The sequence below is a fragment of the Leclercia sp. Colony189 genome (assembly GCF_009740165.1).
Lineage (GTDB): Bacteria > Pseudomonadota > Gammaproteobacteria > Enterobacterales > Enterobacteriaceae > Enterobacter.
The window spans coordinates 720,270-735,484 of sequence record NZ_CP046557.1; the positions used below are offsets into that span (position 1 = coordinate 720,270).

Here is a 15,215-nt window from a genome sequence, read left to right on the forward strand (position 1 = left end):
GCGTTATTTTCCCTCCCCTGGATGATTCCCGGCGCGAACGATTTTACAGGAGCTTTAATGCCAAACATTACCTGGTGCGACCTGCCCAATGATCTCTCTCTCTGGCCAGGATTGCCGCTCTCATTAAGTGGTGATGAGGTAATGCCACTGGATTACCATGCTGGTCGTAGCGGCTGGCTGCTGTATGGACGCGGCCTGGATAAACAGCAGTTAACGACGTATCAGCGCAAGCTGGGCGCGGCAATGGTGATCGTGGCAGCCTGGTGTGTGGAAGATTATCAGGTGATCCGTCTGGCCGGTTCCCTGACCCAGCGAGCCACCCGTCTGGCGCATGATGCGGGTCTCGATGTCGCGCCGTTGGGTAAAATCCCGCATCTGAAAACGCCGGGCTTGCTGGTGATGGACATGGATTCAACCGCCATCCAGATCGAGTGCATCGACGAAATTGCTAAACTGGCGGGTACTGGCGAGATGGTGGCCGAAGTGACCGAACGGGCCATGCGCGGCGAACTGGACTTCACCGCCAGCCTGAAACAGCGCGTGGCGACCCTGAAAGATGCCGACGCGAATATCCTGATGCAGGTCCGGGAAAAGCTCCCCCTGATGCCGGGGCTGGTGCAGCTGGTGCTGAAGCTGGAAACCCTGGGCTGGAAAGTGGCCATCGCCTCCGGCGGGTTCACCTTCTTTGCCGAGTATCTGCGTGACAAGCTGCGCCTGGACGCGGTGGTCGCCAACGAGCTTGAGATCCGCGACGGCAAACTGACCGGAAACGTGGTTGGCGATATCGTTGATGCCCAGTTCAAGGCCAACACCCTGACGCGTCTGGCGGAAAAATATGAGATCCCGGTTGCCCAGACGGTGGCCATTGGCGACGGCGCGAACGATCTGCCGATGATTAAAGTGGCCGGGCTTGGTATCGCCTACCATGCCAAACCGACAGTGAATGAAAAGACGGAAGTCACTATCCGTCATGCTGACCTGATGGGGGTGTTCTGCATTCTCTCTGGCAGCGTAAACCAGAAATAAAGAGGTAAAACGTGGCGAAAGCTCCAAAACGCGCATTTGTCTGTAATGAATGCGGTGCGGATTATCCGCGCTGGCAGGGGCAGTGCAGCGCCTGTCATGCCTGGAACACCATCACCGAAGTGCGCGGAGTTGCCGCTTCACCCACCGTTGCCCGTAACGAGCGTCTGAGCGGTTATGCGGGCAACGCAGGTGTATCGAAAGTCCAGAAGCTCTCAGACATCAGCCTTGAAGCCCTGCCGCGCTTCTCAACCGGTTTTAAAGAGTTTGACCGGGTGCTGGGCGGCGGCGTGGTGCCGGGCAGCGCCATTCTGATTGGCGGAAACCCGGGCGCCGGGAAATCGACCCTGCTGCTGCAAACCCTCTGCAAGCTGGCGGCGCAGATGAAAACACTCTACGTCACCGGGGAGGAGTCGCTGCAGCAGGTGGCGATGCGTGCCCACCGGCTGGGGCTGCCCACCAGCGAGCTGAATATGCTCTCTGAAACCAGCATCGAGCAGATCTGCATGATTGCTGAAGAAGAGCAGCCGAAGCTGATGGTGATCGACTCCATTCAGGTGATGCACATGGCCGATATCCAGTCGTCGCCGGGGAGCGTCGCCCAGGTGCGCGAAACTGCCGCCTACCTGACGCGCTTTGCGAAAACGCGCGGCGTGGCGATCATCATGGTCGGCCACGTCACCAAAGATGGCGCCCTGGCGGGGCCGAAAGTGCTGGAGCACTGTATCGACTGCTCCGTGATGCTGGATGGCGATGCCGATACCCGTTTCCGTACCCTGCGCAGCCATAAGAACCGCTTTGGCGCGGTGAATGAGTTGGGCGTCTTTGCCATGACCGAGCAGGGGCTGCGTGAAGTGAGCAACCCGTCCGCCATCTTCCTGAGCCGCGGCGACGAAGTCACCTCCGGCAGCTCGGTAATGGTGGTCTGGGAAGGGACGCGCCCGCTGCTGGTGGAGATCCAGGCTCTGGTCGATCACTCGATGATGGGCAATCCCCGTCGCGTGGCGGTGGGGCTGGAGCAAAACCGTCTGGCAATTTTGCTGGCGGTGCTGCACCGTCACGGCGGCCTGCAGATGGCGGATCAGGATGTGTTTGTCAACGTGGTCGGCGGCGTGAAGGTCACCGAAACCAGTGCCGACCTGGCGCTGCTGCTGGCGATGGTCTCCAGCCTGCGCGACCGTCCGTTGCCGCAGGATCTGGTGGTCTTTGGCGAGGTCGGTCTGGCTGGCGAAATCCGCCCGGTACCGAGTGGTCAGGAGCGCATCTCCGAGGCGGCAAAACATGGCTTCCGCCGGGCGATTGTGCCTGCCGCCAACGTGCCGAAAAAAGTGCCGGAAGGGATGAAGGTCTTTGGCGTGAAAAAACTTGCTGATGCGTTAAATGTCTTTGACGACTTATAATTATCTATTCGATGTTGCAGGAGGCACCGTAATTTATGTCGTCGTTTGACTATATTAAGACCGCGATCCGCCAGAAAGGCTGCACCTTGCAGCAGGTGGCGGAAGCCAGCGGTATGACCAAGGGCTATTTAAGCCAGCTGCTGAATGCCAAAATCAAAAGCCCCAGCGCGCAAAAGCTGGAAGCGCTGCACCGCTTTCTGGGGCTTGAATTTCCACGTATGCAGAAGAACATCGGCGTGGTGTTCGGCAAGTTTTATCCGCTGCATACCGGGCATATCTACCTCATCCAGCGCGCCTGTAGCCAGGTGGACGAGCTGCACATCATCATGGGCTACGACGACAAGCGCGACCGCGAGCTGTTTGAAGCGAGCGCCATGTCCCAGCAGCCCACCGTCCCGGACCGCCTGCGCTGGCTGCTTCAGACCTTCAAGTACCAGAAAAACATCCGCATACATGCCTTTAATGAAGAGGGGATGGAGCCCTATCCCCACGGCTGGGATGTCTGGAGCAACGGTATAAAAGCCTTTATGGAAGAGAAAGGGATCCAGCCAAACTGGATCTACACCTCTGAAGAGTCTGACGCTTCGCAATATCCCGAACATCTGGGCACCGAAACGGTGCTGATCGACCCTAAACGCACCTTTATGAATATCAGTGGCGCCCAGATCCGCGAAAATCCGTTCCGCTACTGGGAGTACATCCCGACGGAAGTGAAGCCGTTCTTCGTGCGCACCGTGGCGATCCTCGGTGGTGAGTCCAGCGGTAAGTCCACGCTGGTCAACAAGCTGGCGAACATCTTCAACACCACCAGCGCCTGGGAGTATGGCCGGGATTACGTCTTCTCGCACCTCGGCGGCGACGAGATGGCGCTGCAATATTCCGACTACGACAAGATTGCACTGGGGCACGCCCAGTACATTGATTTTGCGGTGAAATACGCCAATAAAGTGGCGTTTGTCGATACCGATTTCGTCACTACCCAGGCGTTCTGTAAAAAATATGAAGGGCGCGAGCACCCGTTTGTGCAGGCGCTGATCGACGAGTACCGCTTCGACTTAGTGATCCTGCTGGAGAACAACACCCCCTGGGTGGCGGACGGGATGCGCAGCCTGGGCAGCTCGGTGGACAGGAGAGAGTTCCAGACCATGCTGGTGGAGATGCTTGAAGCGAATAATATCGACTTTGTGCATGTGGAAGAGGCGGACTATGACAACCGATTCCTGCGCTGCGTGGAGCTGGTGAAAGAGATGATGGGCGAGAAGGGGTAAGCCCTTTGCCGCTCTGTTTGCCGGGCCGACAAAACCGTAGGCCGGGTAAGGCGAAGCCGCCACCCGGCACACATAAAAACGGCAACCCGTGGGTTGCCGTTTTGCCTTTACTTGGCGATACGCTTGTACTTGATACGCTTTGGCTCCAGCGCGTCGGCGCCCAGCGTGCGTTTCTTGTACTCTTCGTATTCGGTGAAGTTACCTTCGAAGAACTCCACTTTACCCTCATCCTGATAATCCAGAATGTGGGTTGCGATACGGTCGAGGAACCAACGGTCGTGGGAGATCACCATGGCGCAGCCCGGGAACTCCAGCAGGGCGTTTTCCAGCGCGCGCAGGGTTTCGATGTCGAGGTCGTTGGTCGGTTCATCGAGCAGCAGCATGTTACCGCCAACCTGCAGCAGTTTTGCCAGATGCAGACGACCACGCTCACCGCCGGACAGCTCGCCCACGCGTTTACCCTGATCAACCCCTTTAAAGTTAAAGCGGCCCACATAGGCGCGGCTTGGCATTTCGGTGTTGCCGATACGCATGATATCCAGGCCGCCGGAAACTTCTTCCCAGACGGTTTTGCTGTTATCCATTGCGTCGCGGAACTGATCCACGGAGGCCAGCTTCACGGTTTCGCCGAGGGTGATGGTGCCGCTGTCAGGCTGTTCCTGACCGGACATCATGCGGAACAGGGTCGATTTACCCGCGCCGTTCGGACCGATGATGCCGACGATCGCGCCTTTCGGTACCGAGAAGCTCAGATCGTCGATCAGCACGCGATCGCCGTAGGATTTACGCAGGTTGCTGACTTCAACCACTTTGTCACCCAGACGGGCTCCAGGTGGAATAAACAGTTCGTTGGTTTCGTTACGTTTCTGGTATTCGGTGTTGTTCAGCTCTTCGAAGCGCGCCAGACGGGCTTTGCCCTTAGACTGACGGCCTTTAGTGCCCTGACGAACCCACTCCAGCTCTTTCTCAATGGATTTGCGACGGGCCGCTTCCTGAGAGGCTTCCTGCGCCAGACGCTGGTCTTTCTGCTCCAGCCAGGAGGAGTAGTTACCTTCCCACGGAATACCTTCCCCGCGGTCCAGCTCCAGGATCCAGCCGGCAACGTTATCAAGGAAGTAACGGTCGTGGGTGATCGCCACCACGGTGCCTTCGAAGTCGTGCAGGAAGCGTTCCAGCCACGCCACAGATTCCGCATCCAGGTGGTTGGTGGGTTCGTCGAGCAGCAGCATGTCTGGCTTTTCCAGCAGCAGACGGCACAGCGCCACGCGGCGGCGCTCACCACCGGAGAGGTTGGCGATTTTTGCATCCCAGTCTGGCAGGCGCAGGGCATCGGCCGCACGCTCCAGCTGCACGTTCAGGTTATGACCGTCGTGTGCCTGGATGATCTCTTCATATTTACCCTGCTGGGCCGCGAGCTTATCGAAGTCTGCATCCGGCTCTGCGTACTTCGCGTACACCTCGTCCAGACCTTTCAGCGCGTTAACCACTTCGGAAACGGCTTCTTCAACAGATTCACGAACGGTGTGCTCCGGGTTCAGCTGCGGTTCCTGGGGCAGGTAACCGATTTTAAGGCCAGGCTGCGGACGGGCTTCACCTTCGATCTCTGTATCGATGCCCGCCATGATGCGCAGCAAGGTGGACTTACCGGCACCGTTGAGACCCAGCACACCAATTTTTGCGCCCGGGAAGAAGCTCAGCGAGATATTTTTAAGAATATGACGTTTCGGCGGTACCACTTTGCCGACACGATGCATGGTATAAACGAATTGAGCCACGTTGGACTTCGCCTCTTTTATCGTGATGAGAATAGTGGCGAAGTGTAGCCTTTTTCCCCGCCTAATCCCAGCCATCGACGGCAGGAGTGTTAAAACGCGCAAGAAAGGTAAAAATGTGTCGGTAACGTGGCGCGTTGCGGGATGCCTGGTTAGCATAAGTTAATTACGTTTTTGCGCGGCACGATGCTGCATTTAATGACGATTAACAGAGGATGAGCGTGTGGTAAAAGCCAAACAAGTGGGCTGGCGACTGTTGGCTGCCAGCGTCTGCGTGCTGACCATCAGCAGCGCGGCGCGAGCCGATTCACTGGATGAACAACGTAACCGCTATGCCCAGATTAAACAGGCATGGGATCAGCGACAGATGGAGACGGTGCAGGCCTTGATGCCGACGTTGAAAGATTACCCGCTCTACCCCTATCTGGAATACCGCCAGCTCACCGACGATCTGATGAACCAGCCGACGATCACCGTCCAAAACTTTATCCAGGCCAACCCGACGCTGCCTCCGGCGCGTACCCTACAGTCGCGCTTTGTCAACGAGCTGGCCCGCCGTGAAGACTGGCGCGGCCTGCTGGCCTTTAGCCCTGAAAAACCCGGTACCACCGAAGCGCAGTGTAACTACTACTACGCGAAGTGGGCGACAGGCCAGCAGGAAGAGGCCTGGAACGGCGCCAAAGCGCTATGGCTCACCGGTAAAAGCCAGCCCAACGCCTGCGACTCGCTGTTCGGCGCCTGGCGCGCCTCCGGCAAGCAGGATCCTTTAGCGTATCTGGAGCGCATCCGTCTGGCGATGAAAGCGGGCAACACCCGTCTGGTGACCGCGCTCGCCGGACAGATGCCGCCGGAGTATCAGACCATCTCCAGCGCGCTGATCCAGCTGGCGAACGATCCGAAGACGGTGATGGACTTTGCCCGCACCACGGGCGCCACCGATTTTACCCGCCAGATGGCGGCAGTGGCGTTCACCAGCGTGGCGCGGGACGACGTGGAAAACGCCCGGTTGATGATCCCATCCCTTGCCCAGGCGCAGCAGCTCAATGAGGATCAGACCCAGGAGCTGCGCGATATCGTGGCGTGGCGACTGATGGGCAGCGATGTCACCGATGAACAGGCGCGCTGGCGCGATGACGCCATCATGCGTTCCCAGTCCACCTCGCTGGTGGAGCGCCGCGTGCGCATGGCGCTGGGCAACGGCGATCGCCGCGGCCTGAATACCTGGCTGGCGCGCTTGCCGATGGAGGCGAAAGAGAAGGATGAATGGCGCTACTGGCAGGCGGATCTTCTGCTGGAGCGGGGGCGTGAGGAGGAGGCGAAATCCATTCTGCACAGCCTGATGCAGCAGCGCGGTTTCTATCCGATGGTCGCGGCCCAGCGACTCGGCGAGGAGTACACCTTAAAGATTGATAAAGCGCCGTCCGGCGTCAACGCGGCTCTGGTAAATGGGCCGGAGATGGCGCGGGTGCGCGAGCTGATGTACTGGAATCTGGACAACACCGCCCGCAGCGAATGGGCGAACCTGGTCACCAGCCGCACCGTCGACGAAAAAGCGCAGCTGGCGCGCTATGCCTTTGATAATCACTGGTGGGATCTCAGCGTCCAGGCGACGATCGCCGGTAAGCTGTGGGATCATCTTGAGGAGCGTTTCCCGCTGGCCTATAAGGATCTGTTCGAACGCTATACCCGCGGCAAAACTATCCCGCAGAGCTATGCGATGGCGATTGCCCGTCAGGAGAGCGCCTGGAACCCGAAAGTGCGCTCGCCGGTGGGGGCCAGCGGTCTGATGCAGGTGATGCCCGCCACCGCCGCCCATACGGTGAAGAAGTTTAGTATCCCGGGTTACACCAGCCCGTCGCAGCTGCTGGATCCGGAGACCAATATCAATATTGGCACCACCTATCTGCAGAGCGTCTACGATCAGTTCGGCGATAACCGTATCTTCGCCTCGGCGGCCTATAACGCCGGTCCGGGCCGCGTGCGCACCTGGCTTGGCAACAGTGCCGGCCGCATTGACGCGGTGGCGTTTGTCGAGAGCATTCCGTTCTCAGAAACCCGCGGCTATGTGAAGAACGTCCTGGCGTATGATGCTTACTATCGCTACTTCATGGGAGAGAAAGATACCCTGATGAGCGACAGTGAGTGGCAGCGACGTTACTGATCGGTGGGGTTATGTTATGCTTGTACTCGTTTAAGAGTACGAAAGGCGGCATAACATGACCCAGCATTCCCCTTATTCATCGGCGATGGCCGAGCAACGTCATCAGGAGTGGCTTCGTTTTGTGGAGCTGCTTCGTCAGTCTTATGAACAGGATCTGCATCTGCCGCTGCTGCAGCTGATGCTGACCCCCGACGAGCGCGAGGCGCTGGGCACCCGGGTGCGGATCATCGAGGAGCTGCTGCGCGGTGAGATGAGCCAGCGCGAACTGAAAAGCGAGCTGGGGGCGGGGATCGCCACCATCACCCGCGGATCGAACAGCCTGAAATCGGCGCCGGTTGAATTGCGCCAGTGGCTGGAGCAGGTGCTGCTGAAAAACGCCTGATGGCGCTGCGCTTATCAGGCCTACACAAGACGTGTGTACCGTAGGCCGGATAAGGCGTAATTACCTGTATATCGCGTTATGAAACGGACTTAACGCCAGGATCACCGCCTGATGGTAAACGCTTGAGCGCGTCAGCGCCCCGGCGGTAAAGACCCCAATCGCCCCCTCTTTGCGCCCAATCTCATCAATGCCGGTGTATTTCGACATCACCGGCCCAAGGGCTTCCCCTTCGCGCACTTTATCCAGAATCACCTCCGGGAGCGGCAGGGTGGCGGAGCGGGCTTCGCCGCGCTGTTCAGCGCTCTCGATCACCACCCAACTGAAGGTGCTCCCTTCGTCGATCCCGGCTTCAATGGCGACCCAAAAGTCAGCCTGTGGACGTGCAAGCCGGGCATTCGCCACGCGGTTACGTGCGCCAGCGCGGGTTTCTTCGCTGCCGATTGGCTGTTCCGGGACGCCGCTCTCGACGTTGAGGGATTCAATATGGCAGGATCCTTCGCCGAAGATCTCGTCAAATGCCCTTAGAATTGCCTGAATTTTGGCAGGATTAGTGGTAGCAGAGACAACCTGGTGCATAATTAAGCCTAACTCTAAAAATATCATCGCAGTATAACGGAAAAAAAGCATGTTACAGGTATACCTTGTTCGCCACGGTGAAACGCAGTGGAACGCCGAGCGACGTATTCAAGGCCAGTCAGACAGTCCACTCACTGCCAAGGGCGAACATCAGGCCTGGCAGGTTGGCGAACGTGCCAAAACATTGGGCATCACCCACATCATCGCCAGCGATTTAGGTCGCACGCGACGCACAGCGGAGATTATCGCGCAGGCCTGCGGCTGCGATGTCACCGTGGATGCCCGCCTGCGTGAGCTGGATATGGGGGTGCTGGAACAGCGTCTTATCGATACCCTGACGGAAGAAGAAGAGTCCTGGCGTCGTACGCTGGTCAACGGCAGCGAAGATGGCCGAATTCCACAAGGCGAATCCATGCTGGAGCTGAGCGAGCGGATGCATGCGGCGCTGGCAGCCTGTCTGGATCTTCCCGAGGGCAGTCGGCCATTGCTGGTGAGTCACGGGATGGCGTTGGGTTGTCTGGTCAGCACCATCCTTGGGCTTCCGGCCTGGGCTGAACGCCGCCTGCGTCTGCGTAACTGCTCGCTTTCCCGCATCGACTATCAGCAAAGTCCGTGGCTGGCTTCAGGCTGGATTGTGGAGATGGCAGGGGATATCTCGCATCTCGATGCCCCTGCGTTAGATGAGCTACAGCGTTAACGGCGGATAGGAATCAGGTATTCGCAGCGCAGGTCGATTGGGCGTTCTTCCGGTCTCACATCCGTTGACGGATAGTAACGCTCAATATCCTGCCCCTTTCTGCGGTTCAGGTTCAGCATCGGCATACAGGTGCCGTACACCGTCATGATAAAGTCCTGCACGCCGGTACCCAGCCCTTCATAGGTGAACATCACATATTCGCCGCCTTCCAGCACGACCGGTTTCGACCCCTGAATATAGCCATTGGCCATTTCCGGCGTTAATGCGGTGGTATAGAACACTTCCTGCTCGTCATCTTTTTCCAGGCTTGGACGCGTCTCGTTCAGGCCATACAGCAGCGGCGGAATGGCCGGCGCATGGCTGAGGAAATCACGCCAGAACTGAACCCGCATCTGATGACGGAATTCGGAGATCTGTTCCAGCGAGCAGGAGTAGCTTTGCGTCGTGCCGACCAGATGCGTCTCTGGCAGAGTGACGAACTCATGCTGAGGCAGGGTGAACTCGCCAAGGCGCAGCGGCGGGCACATACCGAATGAACTCCAGTCCGGGGAGCGGCGGTAGAGCGCAGGGGTCAACGAGAACTGTTTTTTGAACGCGCGGGTAAAGGTCTGCTGTGAATCAAAGCGGTACTGTAAGGCGATATCCAGAATTGGACGCGCAGTCAGGCGAAGCGCCACGGCGGACTTGGAGAGGCGACGTGCGCGGATATAGGCGCCAATGGCATGACCGGTGACATCCTTAAACATCCGCTGTAAATGCCACTTAGAATATCCCGCTTTTGCCGACACATTATCGAGTGACAACGGCTGATCCAGATGGCCTTCCAGCCAGGTAAGAAGATCGCGAATAATTCCAGCCTGATCCATATACTATCCTCATCCTTTAAACAGCAGATACCCTGCTAACAGGTTAGCGGATAATAGCATTTTTTGATGTTTTAGCATTCAGTGTTTTTTTTGCGCTTAAATGCGATTTTCCTTGTTATCCAGGGAGATATTTTCTAATGCTGTGATCTTGCTGCTTTTTTTATATCATTGTTGAATAATTACGCGGTTCAATCTTCAAATATGGTAACAATATGAAATACAAGACATTGATCGTTATGACGCTGCTGTTATTAGTGGGGCGCGCCGTGCAGGCCGAGGAGATTGGCTCTGTCGATACCGTATTCAAAGTTTTCGGGCCGGACCATAAAATTGTTGTCGAAGCTTTTGACGATCCCGATGTAAAGAACGTGACCTGCTATATCAGCCGGGCAAAAACGGGCGGGATAAAAGGGGGCCTTGGGCTGGCGGAAGACACCTCCGACGCGGCGATCTCTTGTCAGCAGGTGGGGCCAGTTGAGCTGAGCGACAAGATCAAAAACGGTAAGGCACAGGGCGATGTAGTATTCCAGAAACGCACCTCGCTGGTGTTCAAAAAACTGCAGGTGGTGCGTTTCTATGATGCGAAACGTAACGCGCTGGCTTACCTGGCCTACTCGGATAAGGTCGTTGAAGGTTCACCTAAGAACGCGCTGAGCGCGGTGCCCATTATGCCGTGGCATTAATTCAGGGACACGCCATGCAGCAACCTGTGGTCTGGCTGGTTGAAGACGAAATCAGCATCGCCGATACGCTGATCTACATGCTCCAGCAGGAGGGATTTGCGGTAAAGGCCTTTGAACGTGGCCTTCCGGTGCTGGAGGAAGCGCGCCGACAAAGCCCGGCGCTCGCCATCCTGGACGTGGGGCTGCCGGATATCAGCGGTTTTGAGCTCTGCCGTCAGCTGCTGGCCCGGCATCCTTCGCTACCGGTGCTGTTCCTGACGGCCCGCAGCGATGAAGTGGACAAGCTGCTCGGTCTGGAGATTGGCGCAGATGATTACGTCGCCAAACCCTTCTCGCCCCGGGAGGTATGCGCCCGGGTGCGGACCATTTTACGGCGCATGCAAAAGTCCGCTGCGCCTTCAGAGATTGTCCGTATCGGCGAGTTTGAACTGAATGAACCTGCCGCCAGGATCAGCTGGTTTGGTGAGCCATTACCCCTGACACGCTACGAGTTCCTGCTGCTTAAAACGCTGCTGAACGCGCCGGGCCGCGTCTATTCCCGCCAGCAATTGATGGATAAAGTCTGGGGAGAGGAGGGCGACAGCTTCGATCGCACCGTGGATACCCATATTAAAACCCTGCGCGCCAAACTGCGGGCCGTGAATGACCAGCTTTCCCCTATCAGCACCCACCGCGGCATGGGTTATAGCCTGGGATTATATTAATGCGCATAGGCATGCGGCTGTTGCTGGGATACTTCCTGATTGTGGCCATCGCCGCGTGGTTTGTGCTGTCGATCTTTGTTCAGGAGATCAAGCCCGGCGTGCGCAGGGCAACCGAAGGCACGCTGATTGACACCGCGACGCTGCTGGCGGAAGTGGGGCGAGACGATCTGCTCGCAGGCAACCCGCAGGAGGGCAAGCTGGCGCAGGCCTTTTCCCGGCTCCACCAGCGCCCGTTTCGCGCCAATATTGGCGGCATTCATAAAGTGCGTAACGAATATCACGTCTACATGACCGATGCCCGCGGCCGGGTGGTATTTGATTCCACCGGCCTGGCCGTGGGGAAGGATTACGCGCGCTGGAATGACGTCTGGCTGACGCTGCGCGGGGAGTATGGCGCCCGCAGTACGCCGAGCGATCCGCAGGATCCGGAGAGTACGGTCATGTACGTTGCCGCGCCGGTGGTCGATCGGGGCAAGATTATCGGCGTATTGTCGGTAGGAAAGCCCAATAGCGCGATGGCGCCGGTGATCCAGCGCAGCGAGCGACGGATCCTGTGGGCCGGCGGCGCGCTGCTGGGGATTGCGTTGCTCATTGGTCTGGCGGTGGCCTGGTGGATCAACCGCTCGATTAACACCCTGTCGCGCTATGCCGACTCGGTGACCAATGATACCCCGCTGCCGTTGCCCGATCCGGGCAGCAGTGAACTGCGCAAACTGGCGCAGGCGCTGGAGAACATGCGTGTTCGTCTGGAGGGAAAAAATGATATCGAAAATTATGTGCATGCGCTCACCCACGAACTGAAAAGCCCGCTGGCCGCGATCCGCGGTGCGGCCGAGATCCTGGCAGAGCAGCCCCCGCCGCAGGTGGCGGCGCGGTTTATTGATAATATTCTGGCGCAAAACGCGCGCATGCAGTCGCTGGTTGAAAAACTTCTCGCTCAGGCCAGGCTGGAAAACAGGGTCGAGATCGTTCCGGTCAGTGTCAGCATTGATGAGCTGTTCACACGCCTTGCCGATGCGCGCGCGGCGACGCTCGCCTCCCGAAACATCACTCTGAACTGGCAAAGGAGCGGGTGCTGCGTGGAGGGCGATGCCGATCTGCTTGAGCAGGCGCTGGGCAATTTACTGGATAACGCTATCGACTTTACCCCGCCGGGTGGGGCGATCCAGCTTGCCGCTACGCAGGCGTTCAGGCAGGTCACCATCACCGTGACGGATAACGGAAGCGGCATCCCGGATTATGCGCAGGCGCGAATCTTTGAGCGCTTCTACTCCCTCCCGCGCGAGAACGGGTTGAAAAGTAGCGGGCTGGGGCTGGCCTTTGTGCTGGAGGTGGCGCGTCTGCATCAGGGGAGCATCGATCTGCGAAACCGGACTGACGGCGGCGTGACGGCCACCCTGATACTTCACCGTCCCTTCACATAACTTCAAACTGACCCCACATAGCCTGGTTAGGCTCTCCTCATCACAAAGGAGACCTGATATGAAATCCCCCCTGTTCTGGAAAGTCAGCACCCTGTTAGGGTGCATTCTGCTGTTACTCATCCCACTGATGCTGGTGGGCAATCTGATTTCGGAGCGTGAGAGCTATCGCAACGAGGTCGAAAACACCCTTCGCCAGAGTACCAGCGGCCCGCAGCAGCTGGTGGGCCCGCTGATCGCCATTCCGGTAACGGAGATCTATTACAAACAGGAAGAGGCGAAAAAGGTGGAGTATAAGAAGCGTTATATGCACTTCATTCTGCCGGAGACGCTACTGGTTGAGGGCAATCAGCACGTGCAAACGCGCAATATCGGCATCTATGACGGACAAATCTGGAATACCGATCTCAACATTAAGGCGCAGTTTACGACGGAAAAACTGGCGGAGTTGCAGGGTGAGACGATGACGCTCGGCAAGCCGTTTATCGTGGTCGGCGTCGGGGATGCGCGCGGGATAGGGGCAGTGAGCATCTCAAAAATCAATGGTGAGACGTTAAGCATCGAGCCTGGCGCCGGGGTGTACGGGGCGTTATCCGGCATTCACATCCCACTGACCGACAACGCGCTGGCGGCAAAAACCGTCTCGCTGGAGATGTCGCTCAATCTGGCCGGTACCGGCAGCTTTGCCGTGGTTCCAGTGGGACGTAACAGCGAAATGACCCTGAACAGTAACTGGCCGCACCCGAGCTTTATGGGCAATTACCTGCCGGTTAAGCACGAGATTAGCGCGTCTGGTTTCCAGGCAAACTGGAAAAGTAGCTGGTTTGCGAACAATCTTGCGGGCTGGTTCAACGACAACGAGATCCCTGAATGGAGTGCGATCCCGGCGTTTAGCGTCACGGTGGCGACCCCCGCGGATCAGTATCAGCTGACCGACCGCGCGATTAAGTACGCCATTTTACTGATTGCTTTGACGTTTATGGCCTTCTTCGTCTTTGAAACTTTAACCGGATTGCGGCTGCACCCGATGCAGTACCTGCTGGTGGGACTGGCGCTGGTGCTGTTCTATCTGGTGCTACTGGCGTTGTCTGAGCATGTGGGCTTTACACCCGCATGGATTATCGCCAGCCTGGTAGGGGCGCTAATGAACGGCGTCTATCTGCAGGCAGTGCTGAAAAGCTGGAAACGCAGTGGCCTGTTTGTGCTGGCGCTGCTGGGGCTGGACGTGGTGATGTGGTTCCTGCTGCGTTCAGAAGAGAGTGCGTTGCTGCTGGGCTCTGCGGTGCTGGTGCTGGCCCTGTTCGCGGTAATGTATCTCACGCGCCACTTTGACTGGTACTCGCTCTCCCAGCCGAAGCGCACGGCGCCATCCGGGTCATCGGATAAAGATACGATGCGGTTATGGAAATAAAAAAAACGGCGCCAGGGCGCCGTTTTTTATGACTTATGTGCAGAATTATTCCTGCAGGTCGCCGCAGAAACGATAGCCTTCACCATGAATGGTGGCGATAATTTCTGGTGTATCCGGCGTGGATTCGAAATGTTTACGAATACGGCGGATAGTCACGTCAACGGTACGGTCGTGTGGCTTCAGCTCACGGCCGGTCATTTTTTTCAGCAGTTCTGCACGGGACTGGATCTTGCCCGGGTTTTCGCAGAAGTGCAGCATGGCGCGGAATTCGCTGCGCGGCAGTTTGTACTGGTCGCCCTGCGGGCTCACCAGAGAACGGCTATTAATATCCAGTTCCCAGCCGTTGAATTTGTAGCTCTCTACGCTACGACGCTCTTCGCTGACCGTGCCCAGGTTCATGGTGCGGGACAGCAGATTGCGTGCACGAATGGTTAACTCGCGTGGGTTAAACGGTTTGGTGATATAGTCATCCGCGCCGATTTCCAGGCCAAGAATTTTATCAACTTCGTTGTCGCGGCCGGTCAGGAACATTAACGCAACGTTCGCCTGTTCACGCAGTTCACGTGCCAGCAGAAGGCCGTTTTTACCCGGCAGGTTGATGTCCATGATAACCAGGTTGATATCATTTTCAGAAAGGATCTGATGCATCTCTGCGCCATCGGTCGCTTCAAAGACATCGTAGCCTTCTGCTTCGAAAATGCTCTTTAACGTGTTGCGTGTTACCAACTCGTCTTCAACGATAAGAATGTGCGGGGTCTGCATGTTTGCTACCTAAATTGCCAACTAAATCGAAACAGGAAGTACAAAAGTCCCTGACCTGCCTGATACATGCCACAAATTAACATGACCGG

The 15,215-nt window shown here is 57.4% G+C and carries 14 protein-coding genes; 10 read left to right on the forward strand and 4 right to left on the reverse strand.

Features of this window, described 5'->3' with window-relative positions; all coding sequences use genetic code 11:
- The first annotated feature begins 57 nt into the window (after positions 1-57).
- The 3 genes from serB to nadR are packed head-to-tail and all read left to right on the forward strand — an operon-like array spanning position 58 to position 3,691.
- A complete protein-coding gene (gene serB, locus GNG29_RS03465) occupies positions 58-1,026 on the forward strand; it encodes a phosphoserine phosphatase (protein WP_103178182.1) in 969 nt (322 codons plus the stop codon).
- Between the two features lie 11 nt (positions 1,027-1,037).
- Positions 1,038-2,423, forward strand: coding sequence for a DNA repair protein RadA (gene radA / locus GNG29_RS03470; RefSeq protein ID WP_103823183.1), 1,386 nt, complete (start codon positions 1,038-1,040; stop codon positions 2,421-2,423).
- 35 nt (positions 2,424-2,458) lie between these two features.
- Positions 2,459-3,691: a multifunctional transcriptional regulator/nicotinamide-nucleotide adenylyltransferase/ribosylnicotinamide kinase NadR gene (gene nadR / locus GNG29_RS03475; protein WP_103178184.1), complete on the forward strand. Its 1,233-nt coding sequence runs from the start codon at positions 2,459-2,461 to the stop codon at positions 3,689-3,691.
- Between the two features lie 107 nt (positions 3,692-3,798).
- Here the strand turns inward: nadR and ettA are convergent, their stop codons facing one another.
- Positions 3,799-5,466, reverse strand: a complete 1,668-nt coding sequence (gene ettA, locus GNG29_RS03480; RefSeq protein ID WP_103178185.1) for an energy-dependent translational throttle protein EttA — start codon at positions 5,464-5,466, stop codon at positions 3,799-3,801.
- 220 nt (positions 5,467-5,686) lie between these two features.
- On the opposite strand from ettA, the gene sltY reads away from it, so the two are divergent.
- Together sltY and trpR are read left to right on the forward strand one after the other, a co-directional pair.
- Positions 5,687-7,624 (forward strand): murein transglycosylase, encoded by a 1,938-nt coding sequence (gene sltY / locus GNG29_RS03485; protein ID WP_103178186.1) that lies wholly within the window; start codon positions 5,687-5,689, stop codon positions 7,622-7,624.
- 55 nt (positions 7,625-7,679) lie between these two features.
- Positions 7,680-8,006 carry a trp operon repressor gene (gene trpR / locus GNG29_RS03490; protein ID WP_103178187.1) on the forward strand — a complete coding sequence of 109 codons (327 nt, stop codon included), beginning with the start codon at positions 7,680-7,682 and terminating at the stop codon, positions 8,004-8,006.
- A gap of 60 nt (positions 8,007-8,066) precedes the next feature.
- Here trpR and yjjX read toward each other — a convergent pair whose 3' ends face one another.
- Positions 8,067-8,582, reverse strand: coding sequence for an inosine/xanthosine triphosphatase (gene yjjX / locus GNG29_RS03495; protein ID WP_156653893.1), 516 nt, complete (start codon positions 8,580-8,582; stop codon positions 8,067-8,069).
- Positions 8,583-8,631: 49 nt separating this feature from the next.
- Between yjjX and gpmB the strand changes: the two genes are divergently transcribed.
- Positions 8,632-9,279, forward strand: a complete 648-nt coding sequence (gpmB, locus tag GNG29_RS03500) for a 2,3-diphosphoglycerate-dependent phosphoglycerate mutase GpmB (RefSeq protein ID WP_103178188.1) — start codon at positions 8,632-8,634, stop codon at positions 9,277-9,279.
- Here the strand turns inward: gpmB and robA are convergent.
- The gene (robA, locus tag GNG29_RS03505; protein ID WP_103178189.1) at positions 9,276-10,145 is read right to left on the reverse strand and encodes an MDR efflux pump AcrAB transcriptional activator RobA; all 870 of its coding nucleotides are present in this window, start codon (positions 10,143-10,145) and stop codon (positions 9,276-9,278) included. The two genes, gpmB and robA, sit on opposite strands and share 4 nt — an antisense overlap.
- Positions 10,146-10,357: 212 nt before the next feature.
- Between robA and creA the strand changes: the two genes are divergently transcribed.
- The 4 genes from creA to creD are packed head-to-tail and all read left to right on the forward strand — an operon-like array spanning position 10,358 to position 14,364.
- Positions 10,358-10,828, forward strand: a complete 471-nt coding sequence (creA, locus tag GNG29_RS03510; RefSeq protein WP_103178190.1) for a protein CreA — start codon at positions 10,358-10,360, stop codon at positions 10,826-10,828.
- Positions 10,829-10,842: 14 nt separating this feature from the next.
- Entirely contained in the window at positions 10,843-11,532 is a 690-nt protein-coding gene (gene creB, locus GNG29_RS03515) for a two-component system response regulator CreB (RefSeq protein WP_103178191.1), read from the forward strand.
- Positions 11,532-12,956 (forward strand): two-component system sensor histidine kinase CreC, encoded by a 1,425-nt coding sequence (creC, locus tag GNG29_RS03520; RefSeq protein WP_103178192.1) that lies wholly within the window; start codon positions 11,532-11,534, stop codon positions 12,954-12,956. The genes creB and creC overlap by 1 nt, the downstream gene beginning before the upstream one ends.
- Before the next feature lie 58 nt (positions 12,957-13,014).
- Positions 13,015-14,364 (forward strand): cell envelope integrity protein CreD, encoded by a 1,350-nt coding sequence (gene creD / locus GNG29_RS03525; RefSeq protein ID WP_103178193.1) that lies wholly within the window; start codon positions 13,015-13,017, stop codon positions 14,362-14,364.
- A gap of 45 nt (positions 14,365-14,409) precedes the next feature.
- Here the strand turns inward: creD and arcA are convergent, their stop codons facing one another.
- Positions 14,410-15,126 carry a two-component system response regulator ArcA gene (gene arcA, locus GNG29_RS03530; protein ID WP_039030451.1) on the reverse strand — a complete coding sequence of 239 codons (717 nt, stop codon included), beginning with the start codon at positions 15,124-15,126 and terminating at the stop codon, positions 14,410-14,412.
- Positions 15,127-15,215: the final 89 nt, after the last annotated feature.

Bases quoted from the DNA above. Each gene is read 5' to 3' on its own strand.
- arcA (WP_039030451.1), bottom strand. From the start codon at position 15,126: ATGCAGACCCCGCACATTCTTATCGTTGAAGACGAGTTGGTAACACGC.
- gpmB (WP_103178188.1), top strand. From the start codon at position 8,632: ATGTTACAGGTATACCTTGTTCGCCACGGTGAAACGCAGTGGAACGCC.
- creB (WP_103178191.1), top strand. From the start codon at position 10,843: ATGCAGCAACCTGTGGTCTGGCTGGTTGAAGACGAAATCAGCATCGCC.
- creC (WP_103178192.1), top strand. From the start codon at position 11,532: ATGCGCATAGGCATGCGGCTGTTGCTGGGATACTTCCTGATTGTGGCC.
- trpR (WP_103178187.1), top strand. From the start codon at position 7,680: ATGACCCAGCATTCCCCTTATTCATCGGCGATGGCCGAGCAACGTCAT.
- robA (WP_103178189.1), bottom strand. From the start codon at position 10,145: ATGGATCAGGCTGGAATTATTCGCGATCTTCTTACCTGGCTGGAAGGC.
- serB (WP_103178182.1), top strand. From the start codon at position 58: ATGCCAAACATTACCTGGTGCGACCTGCCCAATGATCTCTCTCTCTGG.
- creD (WP_103178193.1), top strand. From the start codon at position 13,015: ATGAAATCCCCCCTGTTCTGGAAAGTCAGCACCCTGTTAGGGTGCATT.
- yjjX (WP_156653893.1), bottom strand. From the start codon at position 8,582: ATGCACCAGGTTGTCTCTGCTACCACTAATCCTGCCAAAATTCAGGCA.
- creA (WP_103178190.1), top strand. From the start codon at position 10,358: ATGAAATACAAGACATTGATCGTTATGACGCTGCTGTTATTAGTGGGG.
- nadR (WP_103178184.1), top strand. From the start codon at position 2,459: ATGTCGTCGTTTGACTATATTAAGACCGCGATCCGCCAGAAAGGCTGC.